The sequence below is a fragment of the Chryseobacterium sp. CT-SW4 genome (genome assembly GCF_048572715.1).
Lineage (GTDB): Bacteria > Bacteroidota > Bacteroidia > Flavobacteriales > Weeksellaceae > Chryseobacterium.
On sequence record NZ_CP183840.1, the window covers coordinates 285,610 to 308,451 of the forward strand.

The following is a 22,842-nucleotide window of genomic DNA, read 5'->3' on the forward strand; positions in this document are numbered from 1 at the left end:
CTCAAATTGCTTTCTTCAGTTTTTTATAAAAAGCTTCCTCCAGATCGGCAATATGCAGCATGGATTTTGAAAGCTCCTGATAAATATTGCTTTTTGAATTCCGGTTTTTATATACGCGGGCGATGTCCACCGCAAAATCGCGCCAAAGATCCCCTATTGCGGTTATTTCTTTAGACAGTTCTCTTAATTCATGATTTTTAAGAATTTCAGCAGCTTCCTGTAAGAAGGCTCCGTAAATAAACCGGAAACCGCCGCCGCCGGTACCGATCTCCTCCTGCATTCTGATCAGCTGTCCCAAATAGTGGTTGGTAACTTTAGTTCCTTTTTTTTCTGCCCACTTCGGGATGCTTTTGGCTACCCACCGTATAGCTTTTACTCCAATAATGGGAACAGGTGCCAGCATATTTTTGCAGGTGTCCCGGATTCCTTTTTTAATAGCTTCTTCCAGCTGAATATCCTCCGGAATATAGATGGGGTAGTACATATGTCCTTTAGGAGGAAGAGCCCCTTTGGCATAACGCACTTTTTCCAGTTCTTCTTCGGAGAGAGAGGTGGTATAATCCATCACAGGGTCACTGATGAGGAATCTTCCGTCTTCTTTCCCATATACCACAAGGTTATGGGCATTAAAGTGAAATTTATACTCTTCCGGAAAATAGGCGAGGTTGAAAACACCTACTTGTAATCCTGTTGGGATCTTGTTTTCTAAATTCTTTTCTAAAGCTGACTGAGCCTCCTTAGGATTTGAAAATTTTTGTCTTTTGATTTTTATTCCCAGCCGTTTGGCCGCTTTGCTGAAAATGGCTCCCGGCATGGGACGGTAGCTGAAACCAGGCGCAAAATTAACTTTAAGAAAAGGAAGGTATACGAAAAACAAACCTGAACCGATACCGAAAATCATAGGTTCACTTATTTTTATTCCTTTATTAAGTAATAAATTGGAGGCAACACCATTCTCGCAATGGGCGGTCTGATGATGTTCAAAATCAAGCTTCATTTTAATATTTTCTTTTTGGGGCATAAAATAGGCAAAAAATATGCAATGTTTTATGCTTTTCCGTCAAAATTTTTTAGTTCGTTTACTGTAATCCCGAAAGTGTCTGCATATTTCTTTAACACCTTGTCATCCAGCTTTTTGAATATATTGGGCTTTGTATGTCTTTTTACACGCCATTTCCACATTCCTACATACGATGCAAGGACGCTCAGGTCCATTTTGTTCACCTCCATAAAATATATAATAGGACTTACTATATTATTGGCTACCTGTTGTTTGGCTTCTTCTATTCTTTCCTGAATTAATGCCATGGATTCATCCAGCGCCAGTTTTTTTGCTTCCCAGCCAATGCTGTTGGCGGTGGTATAGTTGTCATTATCGTCGGTAACGTAGAGAACTTCGGTCATGTTCGCCGTTTTCATATTACTTTCGTCCTGGGGAAGATCTTGCTTTTTCATCCGTTTAATTGTAAGGGTTATTTGTAAGCCTTGATTAAATCAGGGTTTCACTGTTGAACTTCTTGAATGAATAAATTAATATCCGCTCTTACCAATAAATTCTCATTATAAAAGCTTTCACAGGAAATATTACAGATGTTTTCATACTGAGAAATAAGAACGGCTTTTGAAATAATGTTTTTCCCTATTTCAGGAAGAGCAAAAATTTCAATTTTCTTGATATTGGTAATAAAGCCTATCACCTTGGTATCTGCTTCCGTATTTTCAAAGAAACTTTGTCCGAAAATAGAGGAACAGGTCTGGGCGAGATTTTCAATTAATCCTGCTTCTGTCAGCCTGCCGTCATGAGCAAAAATATTATCGGTTTTTATTTCAAAAGAAGTAATGACTTTTTCCTGGGTAAGCTCCAGGATATAATCCACCATCAGCATAGGTTTGCGATGGGGTAAAAAATTGTGGATATTGATTTTCTGTACTCCTTTTGCTTCCATGAACGATTATTTTACAACTGTTTTCATTTGGGAAGTGGCGATAATATTTCCTTTTACTCTGGTGGTGATGCTTACTAAGGTAACGCCCATCACTTCATTGATAATGCTGACTTCGGTTTCCAGGAGATCACCTACTTTGGGCAATGCCACAGATTCAAAAGATTTAATGGCACCTATATATCCGGTGGGGGATTCCTGTCCTGATAAATAATATTTATAGCCGGTATGCAAAGCTACGCTCTGGGCCTGGTGCTCGATAACTCCGGCAGCATGGAAAATTTCTCCCTGAACAAAAATATTCTCTTCTTTGATAAGAAATGCGGAGTTCAGGGAATCTTCGGTGTATTCGGTGAGGGTATTCACCATTACGAAGGGATCACGCTGGGGAATGAGACTTTCTATAAAGCTCTTATCGGATATGGGAAGGCTGATTTCCATTAGCATACGGTTAATAAAGCACAGGAGTAGGAGAATCTTCCGCTTTCAGGAACGCATAAAAGAACTTTTTCGCCCTTTTTAAGCTTCCCAGAATTCATTAGTTCTTCCAATACGATAAAAATAGATCCGGCACCGATGTTTCCTACTTCGGAGAGGTTATAATACCATTTTTCTGCTGGAAAGTCCATGCCTTTTTTGGCAAACTCATCTTTAAGACCTTCTTTAAAATAACCTGAGGAAATGTGGGCCAATACATAATCAATTTTTTCCGGGTCCAAATTATGCTTATCAAAAGAGGCTCTTAAACTTTCAGCTCCTTTTACTAAAATATACTGATCCAGGATTTTAGTGTCCTGTTTTAAGGCAAATAAAGATTGTTTCAGCCATTCATCGGAAGGGTAGTCAGCCCAGGATTTAAGGCTTCCGTCTTCCTGCTTTTCACATCCGGAATACATGCAGGCTTCAATCTCATGGGCGTACGAGTAGAAATCAATAAACTCTATTTTTAATGAAATGCTGTTTTCTCTCGGTTTATTTTGTAATAAGAAAGCGCCGGCACCGTCAGAAAGCATCCATCTCAGAAATTCTCTTTTGAAGGCGATAATAGGTCTTTCTTCCAGTAATTTTAAATTTTCAGCTTCATGGTTGAATTTATCCGCGGTCATCCAGGCAGAAAACCTTTCAGAACCGGCACAGACTGCATTTTGTTTTACCCCCGCTTTTACGGATAAATAGCCATAATTGAGAGCGTTCATTCCCGAGTTGCAAAGTCCTGTGGAGGTATTGATCTCAATAGATTTACCGGTTTTAAGCTCGCCATGAACCATAGATGCATGTGACGGCTGGATCTGATCTGCAGAAGTGGTTCCGCAGGATAAAAGCTCCATGTCATCCTTTGTAAAGTTGTTATCAAAAAGCCCTTCGATGGCTTTAGCCGTAATCTGGGCATTGGTATGGGTCGGCTGGCTGTTTTTATCTAATGCGTAATATCTTGTCGTGATTTTATTATTTCTTAAGATAAGGGCTCTCGCTTTGGAGGGAGCGTCATTCACCATTCCAAGATAAGTTTCCATTTCTTCGTTGGAAACGGGGTCATTGGGTAAAAAAGTTGAAGCTTTAGTGATATATACGTCTTGCATCATTTTTATTTTAAGTTAATTCCTTGTAAATATTTTTTTTCTTTTTGTCTTTTAAATCGTAAAACAGGTGCCAATAGTATGTGAAAGACCAAAACAACAGGTGAGACCACCCATATTGCAGCCATAAGGTATACTTTAAAAAGCTTAACCAGCATAGGGCGTTTTTCTTTCTTTCGGATAATTAAATTGGACCAAACGGTAAAGATTTTATTTCCTACTTTCTCTACTCTTACGAGGAAGGGGCGGATCTCAACTGCACCATTTTTTACCAGGTCCGGCTGAAGAGGAGTAAAATCATTCTGTTCCATATGTTTTCTTATGATCTCACCGTATTTACCGGCTCCGGCGATTTCTTCATCTGAAATTCCTGCGGCCGGAAGCATCCCTGATTTTTCCTTCTGTCCGGTGGTCAGCCATCTTAAAATAGTCAGAACACTGGTATAGTTGTCATGTCTGTCTACCAAGGCGATATTTCCCACCAGCCTGGCATTCATATTTTTTAAATAGACTTTTAATTTTTCCTGGGACAGCATCCACATATTTCGTGTTCCGGAAATCGTTACTACCGGAGTGTCTTTCAGGATATTTTCCGCATATCCGCTTTTCAGGAATGAAATAACAGGAATGGATGGAGTAAGATACCATACCTGATAGCCGAACAGGATGAGGTCAAATTTTTTGTTCAGGACATCTTCCGGAGGGGGCAGAATCTCTTTGGGGATCTGAAGATAAGATTCCGGAAAGGTATTGAAGAATACATCGCCTGGCCATGGAAAAGGAAAGTCTTCCTTGAGCTGAATGTTATAATACGTCACATTATACTCCTCCTTTTTGTCTTCAAAAGGCTTGGCTATATTCTTTACAATCTCGCCCAGCTGCCCGGTTTGGGTGTAATAAATGACAAGTATATTCTTCTGCATGAAAGTTGTATTGTTTACAAAAATATGTTTTTCAAATTAATCAATTACTTTCTGTATATCTTTATTGATTCTGATTGGTAGGTTAAACTATATTCATTATTTTGAAATGATAAAGTTTTTACGTTCATAAAAATAATAATTTCAGGTAGGTGATTGATGTTACTGATACTGAATGCAGGATCAGATACCAAAAGTACATCAATATTCTTGTTTACCATAGAAATATCTTTAAGATAAGAGATTTTCCGGGTTTTTACGATATAATTATTTTCTGCAATTTCCCGTTTTTCCCGATCTTTTATTAAGCTGAAAATTTTTCTGCCAGCCTGATACAGACACAATAAGACATCTTTTTGGCCGTAATCATCCGCCATATGCAGAATGGTTGCATTCTTGGGAATATGCTTATTCAGTTCGTAGTAAACGGATTTATTCAGCTCAAAGTCTTCTTTTACTTTTTTTACAATGTCATTTTCTTTATAAAGGAAACTTAAAAACAATTTTTTCCTGAAGTAATTTTCATCCTCAATTTCATTTCGGAGTAAAGCAAACTCTTTTCGGAAATACGCATTGATTGTTTTGCTTCTTTCCGTATAGGATTTTCCGAAACTTGCATCTTCCTTATCAATCCTGTTTCCTACTTTTACGGTAATGCTTCCGTCATAAATGATAAAATCTCCTTTTGGCAGTACCTCGGAGTTCCCATGGATATAGATGGGTAGCACATCCAGCCCAAACTGCTCTGCAATATAGAATGCTCCTTTGTGAAACCGTTTTACGTCATTGGTATAGGAACGCTCCCCTTCAGGAAAGACAACAAGGGAATAGCCCTGATTAATTTTTTCTTTCAGCTGATCCATGCCTTTTTCTATCCCCTGTGATACCGGATAGAAGCCTAAGGCCTTTACCAGTCTTCCAAAAATAGGAGAATTATACACCCAGTCATTAACAAGATAGATGATTTTGTGATTGGCCATAGCCAGGGCAAGTGTATCGAGGAAAGAGGTGTGGTTCGCAATAATTACAGCAGGTTTGCTGAAATCTTCCTGTGGGTTCTGAATGATTCTTTTCTTTACGAACGGATTGGTGTATAGTACGGAAGTAAGGAATTTAGCGATGAATAGTTTGATCAGGTCAAGGGTTTTTCCTTTGGATCTTTTAACAAAGAAGGCTCCGAGGAAAGAGAAGCTGAAGCCACCTACACCATAATATAGAAAGGAAAAAAAAGAATGGATAAGCAACCTGAAAGTAACAGGAGAGAGCCCCTTTTTTGAACGGTTAATAATTAATAACCGGAACCAGAAAGGATATAAGGTGGAAGTAATAATAATTACCGAAAACATTCCTATCAGGGCAACCAAAGCTAAAGAATGCAAAGCCGGATGCTTGGCAAAAATTAAAGATCCGATAGAAAGGATAGTCGTAAAAACAGCTAAAATAATAGAAATCCTGTAAGTGGGAAGCTCATTTTTCCCCGTGGTATGCTCCTTCTGCATGGCTTTGGTAAGAAAGATACTGAAATCATCGCCGACTCCGAATACCAGGGTGCAGACCACAGTGCTGAATATATTCAGCTCCAGCCCGAAGAAGTATAAGGTTCCCGCGGTTACCACCCCTGTTAAAATGATAGGGAACATAGTGAGAACGGACAGTTCAAAATTCCGGAAAAAAACAATAATGGTAAGGATAATGGCTAAAAGGGAATAATTGATCAGGGTATTGAAATCCCGTTTTAGTAATCCCAGAAAGTTTTCATTCATCTGCTGACGGTCTATAGCCAGCACATCATGTTTCTTTTCAATGTCTTTTATGAAGGCGTCTCTTTTACCTTCGTTGACCTTTACAATGGTAGAAACGGTGTAGAATCCTTTTTCATTGCTAATAAATTCAGGGAGTTGGAGCGCTTTTATTTTTTCATAGTCCTGTAAGGTTAAGGAAGAGAAATTTTTATTGAGCAGATGATTAAAATTATCAAAAGCATTACTGTTAAACCCGAATTTTTGACCGCTTTGTATAAGCTCCGCACTGGTTTGGTTTTTTCTTTCGGGAGTCCAGAATTTTTTCCAGTTTTCTATTCTGGTCTGCTGGTCTTGTTGGGACAGGACGATGTTTCCTAAAGAATTGTAGCTTAGTATTTTACCTTCCTGTTTTTCTTTTTCAAGGAAAGTGTTCAGTTTTGTATTGCTCTCAAGAGCTTCTTCTGAGGAATTTCCGTAGGAAATAGTATAAATGGACTTTGAGGTGATATCTGACAATTTCTCCAGTTTAGCTTCACTGATTTTTAATTCTTTCGGGATATAATTGAGATCCCCGATATTTTCATTGAACCCGACATGCCGGAAACCAAATAAGCAGGCTATAATAACCAAAGAACAACCTATAATAAGAGGTTTGTTTTTTTCATAAGGGTAAGAGCCTATTTTATCTATGAAATTCGTGTTGGGCTTTGTCTTGCTTTCTTTCGGGTGGTAAAGCTGAGGTACGATGATCAGTGCAGAAATAGAGGACAGCATTACAGTCAGAGAAGCAAACAATCCTAAATCTTTTAAGGCCTCGGAACGTACAAAAACCAGGCAGAGGAATGAAACTGCCGTGGTAGCACTGCTTAAAATAATGGGTTGGGAGATTTCTTTATAAAGCTCTTCAATATTGTTGTTGTGTTTGTAATGGGTGAGAATATGCAGGGCATAGTCTATGGTGATCCCGATTAAAATGGCACCGATACTTAAAGAAATAGCCGAAATTTTATCTTTAATAAAATAAAGCACAAGAAGGCTTAGCAGAACGGATATCAATGTTGGAAGAAAAACGATAACCGGAGTGAAGAGATTACGGAAATAATAAATTAAAAGAACCAACAGCACCGTCATCGAAATGATAACTGTATTCTGAATATCTTTTTTGATCTGTTGGGCGTTGGCTACTGCTATAACGGGAGAACCGAAATAGCTGATTTCCGTTTTTCCTTTAAATTCTTTATTGATTTGATCTTTGATCTCATTAAGCTGATCCACAAAAGCTTCATTGTTTTTGGTATCGTTGCTTTTATATTGAGGATCGATGAAAAGAAGGAGGTTTTTTCCGTCTTTGGTTACGATGAAGCCGTCTTCCAGTTTAAAATCATTGCTGATATTGAGGGCGTTGAGTTTTTTTATTCCGAGAAATGTTATTCCAAGAGGATCTTTTTTTATAAATTCCTTTGTTACAAGGCTGGTAGGAGAGACCAGTGAGATATAGTTGTTTTCGACCTGCCGGCTTATGCTGTCCCGTCGTATTTTCTGGGATATGACCTGATAATCTTCCTGATCCAGGAAAAGAGGCAGGTTTTGGTTCACAAAGTCGAAAGTCTCGGATATTTCATTTTCATTGACCTTTCCCTGTATGGAATGGATATACCGTTGCAGCGGCTCTGTTTTGGTAAGAAACAGACTGGCGGTTTCAGAGAGTTGGAAATGGTCCTCACCGGATTTGTTTTCAATAATTACAATAATCTTATCTGAAAAATTGAGCTGCTTAAGAACTTTAGCGGTAAGATCGGATTTTTCATTTTTAGGAATAATCTGATTGATGTCTTCTTCAAAGTTAATTTTCGATGCGAAAAATAAGGATATAGCCATGATCCCCAGCGCTGTTACTGTGGATAAAAGCTTGTTTTTAGCAATCAGATAATATAAAAATATAAAAAAACGGTGCATCTTTCTTCCTGGATTGCAAATTTAATTTTTTCATATAATATATGGATGAAGTCTTGGTTTAAAAGTTTTGATAAAGAAGTTTTACTGAAAATCAATAAAATATTTCATGTGAAAAGAAAAAACCTCTACTTTTGCAAAGTTCCCATAGATGAAATGCATTTAAAATAAAAACACATCTTAAGTAAAGATCTAGGTAATATGTTTAAAATATTTGATGAAAAAATAAATGGAATTTTATTGGTTATAATATTCCCATTTTTACTTTTCTTAATGTCTTATTATGGCTTTGAATCTTCCTATATAGGGATGAAAGACATGGAAAAGGCACCGGATTTTATGTTTTCCTCGGTCTATGCTTACCGCGTTATTCCTAATTTTTTGAGTGTACATGTCACGGAAGCTGTTACCTATGCAGTAGATCATTTTTTACCTTTTACAAAAAGCTTTTTATTAAAGAACGGAACTTTATTCTATCACAGTACTTTTCTGATCAATGTAGTTTTTTTTATAGCTTCTTCTATTATTCTCAATACGATTTTCAAATTTAATACGGCAAAAATCCTTTTAAATGTCAATATAAGAAGAGTGGTTCATCTGCTGGCAGTATTTTTTATGGTGATTGTGCAGTATGTACCTACCAACTGTGATTCTATTGCTATTTTCTTCTATGTTTGGGGAATGCTGCTTACCCTTAGATATTTTCATTTTAGAAAGAATAAAGATCTTATAGGCTTAAGTCTTATCATTGTGGTGTCAACATTTGTAAGAGAAACGGCATGTCTGAATATTGCTTTTTTCGGTGCTTTATTCATCAGCCTGAAAGAGCTGACAAAAGGAAAGGTTACCCATTGGAAGGAAGTTTTGTTTCTGGTGATTTCCTTTATCGTTCCTTATATTATTTTAAGGCTGATGATCAGGCAGGATGCTTCTTTTTTCGAGGGGATTTACATTGTGAAAAACTTTACGAGTCCATATAATCTTGCCGGATTATTATTCGGTGCGATAGGGTTTTATTTAACCTATAAATTATGTGAGAAAGATAATAAAGAGGTATTAAAAAAATATCTGTTTTTCTCATCTCCCTATCTTTTAATGATTACATTAGTGGGGATTTTCTGGGAGGCAAGGCTCTTCTTACCGTTGATTCTTACAGGATTTGCAGTAGCTTCCCATCAGTTTAAAAACATTATACCTTCTAATTCATGAGTTTATTACACCCATATTATATCATTGCAATTATCTATATGCTATACTTTAGCTTTCAGGAGGTATATGGCAATAAAGTTGAAAAAAAGTGGTTGTATTATCTGGGAATATACCTGGTTATCATAGCGGGACTCCGGGATAATGTAGGTCCTGATTTCGGGAGTTACCGGGGGATATATATCTATTCTGACACCAAGGATTATGTAAGTATCTTTTTAAAGGCTCTTTCTTTGGATGGTCCCCAGCCTATGGAGCTGGAATGGTTGTTCGTACTGATCAATAAAGTATTGCTGAATATTTTCAACGCGCCGTTTTATATGCTGACGCTGGTCGTGGCGGCATTGGCGATTTTTTTCAAGGTCGAATATATTGATGATAATACTTTCTATCCTTTTACTTTCATTGCCTTCATGTTTATTCCCGGCTTTTTCATTGGGGAAAGTGGGCAGATACGTCAGAATTTGGGGTCTTTTATCGTTTATTTTGGGATCCGGTATATAAAAGAAAGAAAACTGTTTTATTATCTTCTCTGTATTTATTTGGCGGCAGGTATCCATAATGTCTGCTACATATTTTTACCGATGTACTGGCTGGTGCGTGTTCCTTTGAATAAGGCGGTAATGCTTGTTCTTATTATTACTTCCATTTTCTTGTCTCCGTTTGAGGTCTATAGGTTCTTTGGTAACTTTATGAATAGTATTGCGGCAGATAATACCCTTTCCATAGGGTTTAACGGATATATTGATGAATCAACAGAAAGACTGAACGGGGGATTTGGTATCCCCGAGGCCATGATGGTGATCCTTACCTTCTTTTTGTTTGCTTTTGATACGAAGATGGTGGAGAAGTACCCTTATTATGAATATCACCGGACATATGCTGTTTTGGGGATTTGCTTCTATTTTATTTTTAGAAATAACCCGATCTTCTCGTCCAGGCTTGCCGGAGCCTTTATTGGTTTCGCTTATATAATCATTCCGAATGCCATGTACGTCGTCTCGGAAAATGGTAAGAGGATGATCCATACCTTTATAATTGCTCTGGTCATCTTTAATTTTGTCGTATTTGCAAGTTTTAGAAACATTACGGCGGGGAAATTTACCATTGATCTTTATAAAAATCATTTACTGCCATAAAAAAAATTTAAACTAAAAAATAGTAAAAGGACCACACTGTTAATGTATGGTCCTTTTTTAGTGATTATGGCGATGAATACGGTGTGTTTCTCTTTTGTATTGTATTGTTGTTTTTGATAAATATTATTTAATATAATTTAATTATGAATTAGTTATTTATAAAATAAATTGCTTTTTTTTATCAAAGGCTTGAAAATTGCTGTGAATTAGAGACAAAAAATTCAAGGATATGGAAAAGCTAATCAAAAACTCAGTGACATTATTTAGTCTCGTCTCGATCTGTATCTATGCTACCACTAGTTTAGAAAAAAAAGAAGATTCTTTTTTGTTGGAAAATACTCAGACTTATTCCATTGTGAATAACTCAGATAGTATTCCCAGGAATATAAAGGAGCAGAAAAGAATTGTAAAAAGTGAAACGGTATCTTCATCAGTTCTTAAAGAAGATAATGATTCCATTGACGTGCCGCTGGCTGTTCCCGATTGGACCAAAGCCCCCAATAGTTATATTTTTGATCCTGCAAGCAGTAATGAAGGATTATTGGTTCCTGTAAAAAAAGCTTATGCAATGTGGTCGGGTGATCCTTATATAGGAGGGGAGAGTATTCCTGCCGGTACTGCTTCGGCAGATGTATTATGGGAAGATGTACCGGGGCTTATAAAGACAGGAGCAGGGTATGGTCTTGAGTTGGTAGGATCCGGCCAGGATGCCAAAATAAGAGTTCCTATCAATAAATCTAAAGAAGGTAATGCAGTGATCGTATATAGAGTGAATAATTCTATTTATTGGAGCTGGCATATCTGGGTAACGGATGATCCTACCAACGGCCCTCAATATAAAAGCTTTGATGCCTTAAAGAGGGAAAGAAATAACGGAACCGTAGAGCTCATACCGGATTCTGACTGGGGATGGATGGACCGGAACCTGGGAGCGGTCAGTAATACCATTACAGGAACCGAATGGAATAAAAACGGAGGACTTTTATACCAATGGGGAAGAAAAGACCCGATACCTCCTTTGGTTTTCCGGGGGAATGATTTCTATGAAGTGTCAGGATCCATTGGCCGGGTAAGGCATATAGGCTCAAGGAATTTTACCAATGCTGTTAAGCTGGATGACCTTAAAAAGTATATCCTTCTGTCAAATGCAGAAGTAACCAATAATATCAGAACTTCTGTAAAAAATCCTCTAAGCCTTATTTATATTAATAAAGATGATAATTCAGGCCCGGCATATTATAATGATAATGTTAATTTACCCGTTAACTGGTTTGGGAAATCTTCAGAATTCAAAGATAGCAGGCTTCCGGAGCTGAATTTGTGGTCTGATAATTCACAAGGCTTGATCGGGGAAAATTATAACAATGATAATAGTGCGCGTCCCTATAGAGATAAGTCTTCCTACGATCCGTGTCCCAATGGATGGAGGGTTCCGTCAATGCTGGTAGCCAATTTAGCCTCGCCTACTTATATCGATGATATACGGATCGACTTTTCTCCTTTTGGAGTAAGAACAAAACTGGGAAAAAATGAACTTGAATCCAGTGATTACTATGAAATAAAACCTACCGACAGTAATGTTCCGGATTATATGAAAGGATTTAAGGTATATCCTAATTTCGGATTTGATTTATCCAAAGTGGGAGGATATGATATGGGAGTTTTCCCGGGAACGGGACAGCTGATAAGAAATGTGCATTCAGGGCAGTATACCGATCAGCATCATACCTGTTTATGGACAGCAACGATGGCCAAGCATTTTGATGAAACGCCTGCGACTGTGGCGAGAACATTATTTATGATTCCCGATAAAGACCAGCCGATAGTGCCTGATTCTACCTATCCTGCTGTGAAAGGAATGTACAGGTATATGCCTACCGAAGGAATGGGAACATCAGATGCCAATGGGTGCCGGTGTGTAAAAGACCCGTTGTATACTGTGGATAATTATAATTTTCCTACGGAATATCTGGATCCGGTTTTAGAATATAAAGAAGGAATGGATAACCCGAATACGTATCAAATTGTCAAAAGCAGTATATCATCTACCATTGAAATTCCTGTAAGCAAGGCGTTTTCGGTACAGAGCCAGTTGCTTAATAATACTGCTATTCTTAATTCCTCCAATTATAATAACCTAAAGCCTAATGTACTTTGGACTACTAATACTAATTTAATTAATAAAATTTCTATTACAAATCCTATTCCTTCTTCACTGACAGAGCTTAATACTTCAAAAATTGTAGTAGAAATAAAGCCTAACCAAAGTGGAAATGCAGTGGTGACCTTGCATAATGGAAGTATCAGTAATCCTGTGTATTGGAGCTGGCATATCTGGGTAACGGATACTCCTGTAAATTCATATGTGTATACTACTGAGCAGCCGGTAGCAGGGGTTACTAATTATATTAATTATGTAAATAGCGCAGATGTCATTCTGCAGACTGAATTTATGGATAGGAATTTAGGCGCAACAGATGCTTTTCCTGTAGTAGCCAATCCATTGACTCCCACTTCAGCAGAATTATCCAAGATAAGAGCTTCTACAGGATTTCATTACCAATGGGGAAGAAAAGACCCGATTCCTCCTTTGCAGTACGCAGATAACAGAGCTTCATACAGTATCTATCTGGGAACGGTAGCGGCAAATGGAACGGTAACCTATACCACCCTTACCAATGCCACTTATAATAATTTGTCAGGAAGCTATATTGTGCCTTATAATGTGTATACAAATTCTGCCAATGCTAATGTTTTATCCACGGATAAAATATCGGTAAAAGCAGAGAAAGTACTAGGCTATTCCATTAAAAACCCTTTGGTGTATATGACCCCAAGTACTTTTGCTACTTATAACAGTGCAGCTCCTACTTCTACGAATGGAACAGACTGGATATCCAATGAGCCCAATATAATGGCGGAAAGATGGGGAAGAGGAGGTGAAAAATCTCCATTTGATCCATGTCCTGAAGGATGGAGAGTTCCTGATGTCATAGGTGTGGCTATCGTAGTCAATAAAGACTACGGATTAACACCATGGTACAAAAAAGATAAAAAGATAGCGACTTCTTACAGTATAACCTCCGATTATTTGGGAGTAAGAGTTAGAAACCCGAGTACCACAACTACTATAGGCTATACTTTTAATAATGCAAGCTATAAGATCGGTAATTACCCTAATTCCGGATCACGGGGCTTCAGGAGTGTAACGGCTAACCAGACCGGAAGTGGAACCTATAATTTTATTAATTTTCAATATCCCGGAGTTTGGACCGCAGCATTAGCGTCCAATTATATAGGCAGGTCTATTAATATGCTTTTTGATGCAGCATCCAGTGCCAATCGTGAAACTGCTTTCAATGATAACAATGATCCCTATTTTGGAATGAGCTGCCGCTGTGTTAAAATTAAAAATGATGCTACCGGAAACGAAGAAGGAGTTATCCCCAAATCTATTGTAAGCACTGCAAGAATTGCAGAGATAGAAGAGGGAGTAGATGATAGAATAGCAGAAGTAAACCTCTCCGAAAATAAAATAAAACTGTTTCCTAATCCGGTAAAAGAATGGCTATATCTTAAATCTTCCGTAAATAAAGATTATGCTTATGAAATATATAATATCTCAGGACAGCTTGTAAAGTCCGATAAGTTTGTTGATGGCAAGACTAATCTGTCTTCTTTGCTCGCCGGGATTTATTTGATAAGAATTGAAGAATCAGACATTATAATGAAAATTTTGAAACAATAATTGTTTAAAAATAATCATAACAATTGAAAAGAAACATAAAAAATAGTGTACAACAAATCGTAAATTCCTATTTTTGACTGCTGAAAAAAATGATGAATTTATAAGTTGGGAAGCTTTTTATGTTTCTTTTCTTTCTATGAATAAATTAAGAACACAATGAAGTTAAAAAAAATATTGCCATATTTTAATATCAAAACTTTCATTTATTTTCTAATTGCTATCACTGCCATCTATACACTGGCATTTACTTTGGTGTATAATCTAAAAGATGACGGATATATTCTGGCCGACTGGCTGATCAATTATGAAGACGGGGGTTTTAAAAGAAGAGGACTTTCAGGAAGTTTCTTTTTTATATTACAGGATCTTACAGGTCTGAGGCTCAATTACATCGTATATTTTTTTCAGTTCAGTATCATTTCCCTATTCTTTTGGTATTACACCAAGCTTATCAGGTATAAGGAAACCTCTTTTTTATACCTTTCTTTGCTGTTGTCTTCCATTGGCTTTCTGGGTCTTCTGAATAATGTAACCTATGTAGGAAAAAAAGAGTTTATTGTATTTTTAATCTTTACTCTTTTCGTTTACCTGCTGGATAATGATAAATTATCAAAACTAAAGGAATGGGGTATCTGTTTACTCTTATGTATAAGTACTTTACTGCATGAAGTAACTTTATTTTATGTTCCTTATTTCGCTATTGCTCTCTTTTTAAAGACAGATAAATTTGAATTAACACGATACATCAAGTACTTTCTTTCCGTTTTTATTCCGGCGGCTCTTATCCTTATTATTGGGAAGAACGTCAATGAAGGGCAGTCTCTGGAAATCCTCAGCCAACGTGGAGTACATCCGATTTACGGAATATTTTTCTGGGATGTGGATGAAAGACAATACATCAAAGAGCATCTTTATGAATACAAATTGTATTTTATCACATTGGCTATAAGTGTTTTCCATATTGCTTATTATATCATATGTTCACACTACAAAAAACTGTTGTCTTTATTACTGATAGGGGCATTCCTGTTCACCATACCTTTATTTTACCTGGCAATAGACTGGGGAAGATGGATGTATATCCATATGATGATGATCATTATTCTATTTGCCCTGCCATTGAAAAACGGAGATTCAGTTTTGAGCTTTGAAAAGATTAAAGTGGATGGGAAATTTTATGTTACATCGCTCATTATTATATTCTCCCTGATCTATCGTTCCGAAATGTCCGGTAAGGGATTCACTTTTGAGGGAATTTTCTACAGAGTCTTCATTGCTCCTACAGAACTGTTAAATAAAATGTGATAGGGAGACTATATTATAAAAAAACTTTACTTTTGCAAAAATTCTAGGAATGTCGAAAAATTTAGTAATCGTAGAGTCTCCAGCAAAAGCAAAAACAATTCAGAAATATTTAGGGAAAGATTTTGAAGTAAAATCCAGCTTTGGACATATTCGTGATCTGCCGAAAAAGGGAATGGGAATCGACCTTGAAACTTTCAGCCCTGACTATGAAGTTTCTGCTGATAAAAAAAAGCTGGTGGCGGAATTAAAAGCTGCGGTGAAAAAAGCAGACATCGTATGGCTGGCTTCCGATGAAGACCGTGAAGGAGAAGCTATTGCCTGGCATTTGGCAGACGAGCTGAAACTCAAGCCGGAAAACAGAAAAAGAATTGTTTTTCACGAAATTACTAAAAATGCAATTCTTAAAGCTATAGAAAGTCCCAGAGATATTGACCAGAATTTAGTAAATGCACAGCAAGCCAGAAGAGTACTGGACAGAATCGTAGGATTTGAAATGTCTCCCGTTCTTTGGAAGAAAGTAAAACCCGGATTATCCGCGGGAAGAGTTCAGTCTGTTGCAGTGCGCCTTATTGTAGAAAGAGAAAAAGAAATCAGGGAATTTGTACCTAAAGCCAGTTTCAAGCTGGATGGAATTTTCCTTAATAAAGCAGAGCAGGAAATCTCTGCAAAACTGAAAAAAGACTTTCAGAAAGAAGAAGAAGCTGAACAGTTTTTAGAGCTTACCAAAACAGCAGAATTTAAAGTTCTGAATGTGGAGACCAAACCCGGTACCCGCTCTGCATCCGCTCCGTTTACTACTTCCACTTTACAGCAGGAAGCCTCTTCAAGATTAGGTTATAACGTGACGACTACCATGCGTCTCGCCCAGAGATTGTATGAAGAAGGATATATTACCTACATGAGAACCGACTCTGTAAACCTTTCCCAGGAAGCTATTGAGGGCGCAAAAAACCAGATTCTTTCGGAATATGGGGCAGAATATTCTTCTCCGAGAAATTATACCACCAAATCAGCTTCCGCTCAGGAGGCTCACGAGGCGATCCGTCCTACCGACTTCGGAGTGAAAAGTATCGGAGATGCCCAATTGAATAAATTATATCAGTTAATATACAGAAGGACACTGGCATCCCAGATGTCCAATGCTAAAATTGAGAAGACTACTATTGAAATAGGAGATGCTAAGCTTCCCCAGCAGTTTGAAGCTCAGGGAGAAGTTATTGTTTTTGACGGATTCTTAAGAGCTTATGGAATTGTAAAAACAGAAGATGATGATGAGGAAAACAATGAAAAACTATTACCGAAAGTAAGCATAGGAGAAGTTTTAAACTATAAAACAATTACAGCCACCGAGAAGTTTACCAGACCAAGTGCCCGATATACGGAAGCCGGATTGGTAAGAAAACTTGAGGAGCTGGGAATAGGACGACCTTCTACTTATGCACCTACTATTCAGACGATTCAGAATAGAGAATATGTAGTTAAAAGAGAGGTGGAACCTCAGACACGTGAAGTAATTAAAATGACTTTGGCGAAAGACAAGATCAAAAAAGTTGTTTTAGACGAAAAATTCGGAGGAGATAAAAATAAATTTATCCCTACGGACATAGGGGAAGTGGTAAATGACTTCCTCACCGATAATTTTAAAGAAGTCCTGGATTACGGCTTTACAGCCAGAGTAGAAGAAGGCTTTGACGAAATTGCTAATGGAGAGCAGAAGTGGAAAGAAATGATGACGGATTTCTATTCTAAATTTCACCCTAAAATAGAAGATGTTGAAGAAAATGCCGACAGAGCTACGGGAGACAGGCTATTGGGAGTAGATCCTAAAACAGGTAAAAATGTGCATGCACGGATCGGAAGATTTGGTCCTATGATCCAGATCGGAGAAACTGAAGATGAGGAGAAACCTATATTTGCCTCTTTAATGGTAGGACAGAATATTGCCACCATTACACTGAAAGAAGCTCTGGAGCTGTTTAAGCTGCCATTTGATTTAAATGATTTTGAAGGTCAGACAGTTTCCATCGGAGTAGGAAGATTCGGGCCTTATGTAAAATGGGGAGAAACTTTTATCAGTATTCCGAAAGGAGAAGATCCGTTATCTGTAAACCAGGAAAGAGCGGAAGAGATCATTAATGAAAAGAAAAAAGCGGATGCCCCGATTGCTACCTACAAAGGCGAGCCTGTAACCAAAGGAACAGGAAGATTCGGCCCTTTTATTAAATACCAAAGCATCTTTGTGAATGTTCCTAAAAAATACGATTTTGATAATCTTTCCCAAAGCGATATCAATGAACTCATCGAAGCTAAACTTGAAAAAGAAGCCAACCGGTACATTCAGCAGTGGGAAAAAGAAAAAATTTCTATTGAAAACGGAAGATGGGGCCCTTTCATTAAGTTTGGAAAAACAATGTTTAAAATTCCAAAGAAAAAGGATGATACCAAATACGAAGCGGAAGAGCTGAAAACCGTTTCCCTGGATGAGGTTAAAAAATGGATTACAGACCAGGATAAAAATGCTTTTGCAGAAAAGAAAAAACCGGCTGCTAAGAAAAAAACAACAACAGCCAAGAAAAAATAAATAAAAGGCAGTGAACGAATCACTGCCTTTTTATTGTTAGAAAAACTTTTCCTTAGTTAGGTTGAGGGGTCCTTTATCCTTGAAAATGAACTGTATGGATTCTTTTTCATGTAAATACTCGCTAAGCTCATCATTGTCTTTGAAAAAGTCCATGGTGTGCCCGTCAATACTTTCTATTACGTCTCCCAGGCTTATATTGTGTTTTTTCACATTGGCACTTTCCTTAATCATCCTTATGACCTGAATTTGTCCATTGTAAATGGTACAGGCAAACCCGAAATTGGAAAAATGATAGGGGATAGGTTCTCTTTTACTGGAGTAGAGCTTATATTTTTTCTCCTTAGGATTAATAATAAGGTTGCCCAGGTTTCTGAAAAAATAATTTCCCAGCACCGCCTCGTACTGAAGTTTATCCGATACCGAAACCAAGGGGGCATAGGATCTGGAAAGCTCGGTTTCTGAAGTCGACAGGTCATACTCATTCTTTAAAAGATAAGAGGTGCTATTCTCTATCTTTCCGGAGATGCTGATACTTCCCCAGCCTTCAAGAGTAAGCCGTGGAATATCTTTTCCGAAAACGATGTCTGCAAACTCAGGAATGACATCCAGGTTTTCAGAATTGGAGCCGAAATCAGAATGAATCAGTGTCTTTCTATCGTTTAACAGGAGGGGAAGGTAATGAAGATGAGATTTTTTATCGATTTGGAAGGGAGTTTCCTGTACGATTTTTTTAGGAATTTCTTTATTGGAAACGGTCAGGATCTGAGTATCAAAATCAAAATCCCAGATGAACTGATTGATAACTTCAGCACCTAATACGGCATCGATTTTAATAGTGGAAGGTATGACTGAAGACTGAAATATAATGGCTTTAACTTTTGATTTTTGTAGCTGACCTATGGATAACGTGGGAAGAGTGGTAAATCCGATATTGAGCTCCTCACCGGTGCCGTCGGTTGCCGTTTTTTCCTTTTTCTCTTTTTTTAGCTGAAGCTGATGAAGAAGCTCCTCATCAATTCCACAAAATGAAAATCCATTATCCCAAAGGATATTAACATCAGTTCCATTTACTTTCCCTTTTAGAATGATTAAATTATTGCTGATGGTAAAAGGAACTTCTGTGGGGAGTAATTGGGTGTCGGCCTTATGATTTTGTCCGAAAATATTCAGAAAAATAAAAGAAAAAATAATAGAGAAATATTTCATTTATATGTGTTTTTTAAAACTTGATTAAGTTTGATAGTGGTGGGAAAACAAAAAACAGACCAAGTCTTTTCCTTCTTTAATTTCTTGAATAGATGCAGGATAGGGACCGGAGGCTTAAAAGCGAGGTTTAATGAGGGGGAAGTGTAAGATAGTTTATGTCTTTTGAGTGGCTATTAAATAATTTTATTTTAATATTTTTGGCATTGTATTAATTTAATATATGAATTTTGAAGATTTTATCATTTCGCCCAGAAGTTTCAAAACGGAAAGCTGGCAGATTGGAAGCAGGATTTCCAAGGGCATAAAAGAAGGAAGTATTGTTCTTCTTTTTGTATCTGATTACAGAGGGGTGGGAGGAGATGCGGAGATGCAGGATTTTACGGGAGTAAGAAAAGAATTTTATAAATTGTCTCAGCTGGATTTTGAAGTTCCGGTAATAGATCTGGGTGATCTTGTTTCCGGAAAGACGGTTGAGGATTCACATTATATTTTACAGGAGGTTTTATCTGCCTGCCATTATAAAAATGCTGTTCCGGTAATTATTGGGGGGTCCAATGACTTTGCTTTTTCATTGTTTTCAGCCCTTAACTTCCATCAGAAAAATATCAATTATACACAGATCAGTAATATTATTTCGCTAAAACAAGGGGAATCAATTAATGAACAGACCTTTTTAAGTAAAATTCTGGGATCCAAAAACTTTTCCATTAAAAACTATCACCATCTGGGCTATCAGAAACATTTAAATGAAACAGACTCTATAAAACTGATCAAAGAAGTACAGTTTGATATTGTACGTTTGGCTGAAATGATGAACTCTACGGAAAAGACAGAGCCGTTTTTCAGGAAAGCAGACCTGGTGACTGTCAACTGTGATGCGGTGGAAAGCTTTAATGATCCATTCTCCATGAATCCTCAGGTAAACGGACTTAATAAAAGAGAGATTTGTGCCTATATGAAAGAGATCGGATTAAGTGATAATTTACAGTCGGTAGGGATCTTTAATTACAATATTTATTCAGATAATCAATTGAACCACCAGCTGTTGGCACAAATGCTTTGGTACCTGATCGAAGGAATTAATATTCAGCGGTCACATCCGAAAGAAAGACATTATGAAATGTTTTATGTTTTGATAGACGATACGGAATATGCATTCCGGCGGGATGTCTTCAGTAATTTGTGGTTTTTCGGAAAGGATGAGAATATAGAAAACTGTATACCGTGTTCCCGGAAAGATTTTGATGAAGCAAAAAAAGGATGGCTTAACCCGAGATTAATGAAAATATAATATATGATAGAAACAGTTCCCTCTAAAGTTTCCGTCATTGTTCCCGTATACAATGTTGAAAATTATTTGGAAAAATGCCTTGATTCATTGGTAAATCAGACGCTCCGGAATATTGAGATTGTAGTTGTGAATGATGGGAGTAAGGATAATTCTGAACAGATTATCCAAAAATACGCACAGCAGTATCCCGAAAAGATCCGAGCCTTTACAAAACCAAACGGTGGACTAAGTGACGCCAGAAATTTTGGGATAGAAAGATCCAGCGGAGATTATTTGGGATTTGTAGACAGTGATGATTATGTTACGGAAACAATGTTTGAAGAAATGCTTTCCTTGGCAGAAAAACATCAGGCTAAAATGGTGATCTGTAACATTCAGAAAGTGGATGAGCATGGAAATATAACCCAGAAGCTTACCCAGATTCCGAATCTTCCTGAGAAAATAGAATTGGAAAAACACTTTTCCATATTTTCGGATATTAGCTACTTTGCATGCAATAAATTGTTCAAAAAAGAGCTTTTTGATCATAAAAGATTCAAAAAAGGAGTGCATTTTGAAGACATTCAGCTTATTCCCCAGCTTTTGCTGGAGTGTGAGGTGCTGGCACAGACGCAGAATTTCCATTATCAGTATCTGGAAAGAACCGATTCTATTACAAAAACACATACAGAAAAAGGGTTGGATATTCTGAAGGCCGTAAAAGATGTGGAAGAAGTTTTTGGAAAATCCAGGTACTTTAATAAAAAAAAGGAATTGAAAAACTTTCAGATTTTTGAGGGTGTTTATTCTTTTTTAGCCTATTTGGCATTTGTTAAAGATGAAAAAGAATTCTTTAATATGTCTAATGAATTAAAAGTTTTTATAAAGGAAAGAGGCATAAAATTTAAAGATATATTGAAGTATACTCGTTTTGATAAAAATTATATTTTATCTTTGCCGCTGAAAAAAAAGATTTTTTATTTGTTATATTTCGCGGGGCAGAAAAAACTTATAAGAAAATTAATCTAAACACAAATGCGAGTACAATTGATACAGATGCAAATCTGTATGGGTCCTTATGCTGTTATTAAGATGTCAATTACGTACTTATTAGAAAAAAATGAAGAATTTTGAATTGTTCTTGAATGAAATAGGAGTTTCTATTTTTTATATAAAAATAGGATTGGGCTTTCTATTTTCATTTTTAATTACCTTCTTCTCTATTCCCACCATCATCAAAATTTCCCGAAGGAAAAATCTGATGGATGAACCCGGAATAAGAAGTTCACACTTGAGGAAAGTTCCTAACCTGGGAGGAATTGCTATATTTTATTCCATAGGAATATGCGCTTCTATATTCGCATATGAACTCTTTGATCTCTATAAATTCTTATTTGCATCACTTGTAATCCTGCTGTATATCGGGGTAATGGATGACATTGTGGTAATGAGGGCATACAAAAAATTAGTAGCTCAGATTGTGGTATCTTCCCTTATCGTTATAGGGTCAGATATCAGAATAAGAAACCTGTTTGGTATTATGGGGATTTATCAGATCGAGTATTGGGTGAGCGTACTTTTCAGTATCATTACTTTTATAATACTGATCAATGCATTTAATCTTATAGATGGAATAGACGGCTTAGCGGGCGGCTACTCTATTATATGCAGTGCTCTGTTTGGGATTAGTTATTATAGATTAGGAGAATATAATTATCCTCTTGTTGTTCTTTCTGTTATTATCATAGGAGCCGTACTCGCCTTCCTCTACTATAACCTGTCTAATTACAGGTCAACTAAAATTTTCATGGGAGACACAGGATCAATGCTGTTAGGATTTTTATTGGCATTTACCTCTATTTGCTTTATTGATATATTCATTGATAAAGCGCTTCCTAACGTTCCCCGGTATCATTTACAATCGGCACCTGCAGTAGCGGTAGCCATATTAATTCTACCCATAGTAGATACTCTGAATGTAATTATTGTAAGGCTTAGTAATAAGAGATCGCCTTTCGATGCAGATAAAAATCATATCCATCATAAACTTTTAAAGCTTAATTTGACTCATAGAAGATCAAGCTTTTATATTATTGCCTATTATCTTTTCATTGTAATAAGTGCCTATTTCCTGAGACATATGAATATTAATCTGTTATTATTAATTATTTTAGCTTTAGGTTTTATCGGTGCTTATTTGCCAGATTTCATTTATATGCTAAAAAATAATAAAAAGTAACGATTAAATCTTT

The 22,842-nt window shown here is 36.9% G+C and carries 16 protein-coding genes; 8 read left to right on the plus strand and 8 right to left on the minus strand.

Annotation, left to right across the window (positions count from 1 at the left end):
• Position 1 precedes the first annotated feature (1 nt).
• The 7 genes from ABJ974_RS01305 to ABJ974_RS01335 are packed head-to-tail and all read right to left on the minus strand — an operon-like array spanning position 2 to position 8,138.
• Positions 2-997 (minus strand): BtrH N-terminal domain-containing protein, encoded by a 996-nt coding sequence (locus ABJ974_RS01305; protein ID WP_419869595.1) that lies wholly within the window; start codon positions 995-997, stop codon positions 2-4.
• A gap of 50 nt (positions 998-1,047) precedes the next feature.
• Positions 1,048-1,455, minus strand: coding sequence for a hypothetical protein (locus tag ABJ974_RS01310; RefSeq protein ID WP_419869596.1), 408 nt, complete (start codon positions 1,453-1,455; stop codon positions 1,048-1,050).
• Positions 1,456-1,502: 47 nt separating this feature from the next.
• Entirely contained in the window at positions 1,503-1,946 is a 444-nt protein-coding gene (locus tag ABJ974_RS01315; RefSeq protein ID WP_419869597.1) for an ABC transporter permease, read from the minus strand.
• Positions 1,947-1,952: 6 nt separating this feature from the next.
• Complete coding sequence (locus ABJ974_RS01320) at positions 1,953-2,384, minus strand: hypothetical protein (RefSeq protein WP_419869598.1); 432 nt, start codon at positions 2,382-2,384, stop codon at positions 1,953-1,955.
• Complete coding sequence (locus tag ABJ974_RS01325) at positions 2,384-3,523, minus strand: beta-ketoacyl-ACP synthase III (RefSeq protein ID WP_419870938.1); 1,140 nt, start codon at positions 3,521-3,523, stop codon at positions 2,384-2,386. The genes ABJ974_RS01320 and ABJ974_RS01325 overlap by 1 nt, the downstream gene beginning before the upstream one ends.
• 5 nt (positions 3,524-3,528) lie before the next feature.
• Positions 3,529-4,443 (minus strand): dialkylrecorsinol condensing enzyme DarA, encoded by a 915-nt coding sequence (locus tag ABJ974_RS01330; RefSeq protein ID WP_419869599.1) that lies wholly within the window; start codon positions 4,441-4,443, stop codon positions 3,529-3,531.
• Between the two features lie 44 nt (positions 4,444-4,487).
• Entirely contained in the window at positions 4,488-8,138 is a 3,651-nt protein-coding gene (locus ABJ974_RS01335) for an MMPL family transporter (RefSeq protein WP_419869600.1), read from the minus strand.
• 198 nt (positions 8,139-8,336) lie between these two features.
• Between ABJ974_RS01335 and ABJ974_RS01340 the strand changes: the two genes are divergently transcribed.
• The 5 genes from ABJ974_RS01340 to topA all read left to right on the plus strand — a co-directional run bounded on the left by ABJ974_RS01340 (position 8,337) and on the right by topA (position 18,114).
• Positions 8,337-9,344, plus strand: coding sequence for a hypothetical protein (locus ABJ974_RS01340; RefSeq protein WP_419869601.1), 1,008 nt, complete (start codon positions 8,337-8,339; stop codon positions 9,342-9,344).
• A complete protein-coding gene (locus ABJ974_RS01345) occupies positions 9,341-10,480 on the plus strand; it encodes an EpsG family protein (RefSeq protein WP_419869602.1) in 1,140 nt (379 codons plus the stop codon). Before ABJ974_RS01340 ends, ABJ974_RS01345 begins: the two co-directional genes overlap by 4 nt.
• A gap of 229 nt (positions 10,481-10,709) precedes the next feature.
• A complete protein-coding gene (locus ABJ974_RS01350; protein ID WP_419869603.1) occupies positions 10,710-14,228 on the plus strand; it encodes a T9SS type A sorting domain-containing protein in 3,519 nt (1,172 codons plus the stop codon).
• Positions 14,229-14,384: 156 nt separating this feature from the next.
• Positions 14,385-15,533 (plus strand): hypothetical protein, encoded by a 1,149-nt coding sequence (locus ABJ974_RS01355; protein ID WP_419869604.1) that lies wholly within the window; start codon positions 14,385-14,387, stop codon positions 15,531-15,533.
• A gap of 49 nt (positions 15,534-15,582) precedes the next feature.
• The gene (gene topA, locus ABJ974_RS01360; RefSeq protein WP_419869605.1) at positions 15,583-18,114 is read left to right on the plus strand and encodes a type I DNA topoisomerase; all 2,532 of its coding nucleotides are present in this window, start codon (positions 15,583-15,585) and stop codon (positions 18,112-18,114) included.
• A gap of 36 nt (positions 18,115-18,150) precedes the next feature.
• Here topA and ABJ974_RS01365 read toward each other — a convergent pair whose 3' ends face one another.
• Positions 18,151-19,320: an aspartyl protease family protein gene (locus ABJ974_RS01365; protein ID WP_419869606.1), complete on the minus strand. Its 1,170-nt coding sequence runs from the start codon at positions 19,318-19,320 to the stop codon at positions 18,151-18,153.
• A 220-nt stretch (positions 19,321-19,540) separates the two neighbouring features.
• Between ABJ974_RS01365 and ABJ974_RS01370 the strand changes: the two genes are divergently transcribed.
• From ABJ974_RS01370 to ABJ974_RS01380, 3 genes are all read left to right on the plus strand, one after another.
• Positions 19,541-20,611, plus strand: coding sequence for a formimidoylglutamase (locus ABJ974_RS01370; protein WP_419869607.1), 1,071 nt, complete (start codon positions 19,541-19,543; stop codon positions 20,609-20,611).
• A 3-nt stretch (positions 20,612-20,614) separates the two neighbouring features.
• Complete coding sequence (locus ABJ974_RS01375; RefSeq protein ID WP_419869608.1) at positions 20,615-21,619, plus strand: glycosyltransferase family 2 protein; 1,005 nt, start codon at positions 20,615-20,617, stop codon at positions 21,617-21,619.
• Between the two features lie 91 nt (positions 21,620-21,710).
• The gene (locus tag ABJ974_RS01380; RefSeq protein WP_419869609.1) at positions 21,711-22,829 is read left to right on the plus strand and encodes a glycosyltransferase family 4 protein; all 1,119 of its coding nucleotides are present in this window, start codon (positions 21,711-21,713) and stop codon (positions 22,827-22,829) included.
• The last annotated feature ends 13 nt before the right edge of the window (positions 22,830-22,842 follow it).

Excerpts from the sequence above, each read along its gene's own strand:
- ABJ974_RS01305 (WP_419869595.1), bottom strand. The coding sequence starts at position 997 with ATGAAGCTTGATTTTGAACATCATCAGACCGCCCATTGCGAGAATGGT.
- ABJ974_RS01310 (WP_419869596.1), bottom strand. The coding sequence starts at position 1,455 with ATGAAAAAGCAAGATCTTCCCCAGGACGAAAGTAATATGAAAACGGCG.
- ABJ974_RS01315 (WP_419869597.1), bottom strand. The coding sequence starts at position 1,946 with ATGGAAGCAAAAGGAGTACAGAAAATCAATATCCACAATTTTTTACCC.
- ABJ974_RS01320 (WP_419869598.1), bottom strand. The coding sequence starts at position 2,384 with ATGGAAATCAGCCTTCCCATATCCGATAAGAGCTTTATAGAAAGTCTC.
- ABJ974_RS01325 (WP_419870938.1), bottom strand. The coding sequence starts at position 3,523 with ATGCAAGACGTATATATCACTAAAGCTTCAACTTTTTTACCCAATGAC.
- ABJ974_RS01330 (WP_419869599.1), bottom strand. The coding sequence starts at position 4,443 with ATGCAGAAGAATATACTTGTCATTTATTACACCCAAACCGGGCAGCTG.
- ABJ974_RS01335 (WP_419869600.1), bottom strand. The coding sequence starts at position 8,138 with ATGCACCGTTTTTTTATATTTTTATATTATCTGATTGCTAAAAACAAG.
- ABJ974_RS01340 (WP_419869601.1), top strand. The coding sequence starts at position 8,337 with ATGTTTAAAATATTTGATGAAAAAATAAATGGAATTTTATTGGTTATA.
- ABJ974_RS01345 (WP_419869602.1), top strand. The coding sequence starts at position 9,341 with ATGAGTTTATTACACCCATATTATATCATTGCAATTATCTATATGCTA.
- ABJ974_RS01350 (WP_419869603.1), top strand. The coding sequence starts at position 10,710 with ATGGAAAAGCTAATCAAAAACTCAGTGACATTATTTAGTCTCGTCTCG.
- ABJ974_RS01355 (WP_419869604.1), top strand. The coding sequence starts at position 14,385 with ATGAAGTTAAAAAAAATATTGCCATATTTTAATATCAAAACTTTCATT.
- topA (WP_419869605.1), top strand. The coding sequence starts at position 15,583 with ATGTCGAAAAATTTAGTAATCGTAGAGTCTCCAGCAAAAGCAAAAACA.
- ABJ974_RS01365 (WP_419869606.1), bottom strand. The coding sequence starts at position 19,320 with ATGAAATATTTCTCTATTATTTTTTCTTTTATTTTTCTGAATATTTTC.
- ABJ974_RS01370 (WP_419869607.1), top strand. The coding sequence starts at position 19,541 with ATGAATTTTGAAGATTTTATCATTTCGCCCAGAAGTTTCAAAACGGAA.
- ABJ974_RS01375 (WP_419869608.1), top strand. The coding sequence starts at position 20,615 with ATGATAGAAACAGTTCCCTCTAAAGTTTCCGTCATTGTTCCCGTATAC.
- ABJ974_RS01380 (WP_419869609.1), top strand. The coding sequence starts at position 21,711 with ATGAAGAATTTTGAATTGTTCTTGAATGAAATAGGAGTTTCTATTTTT.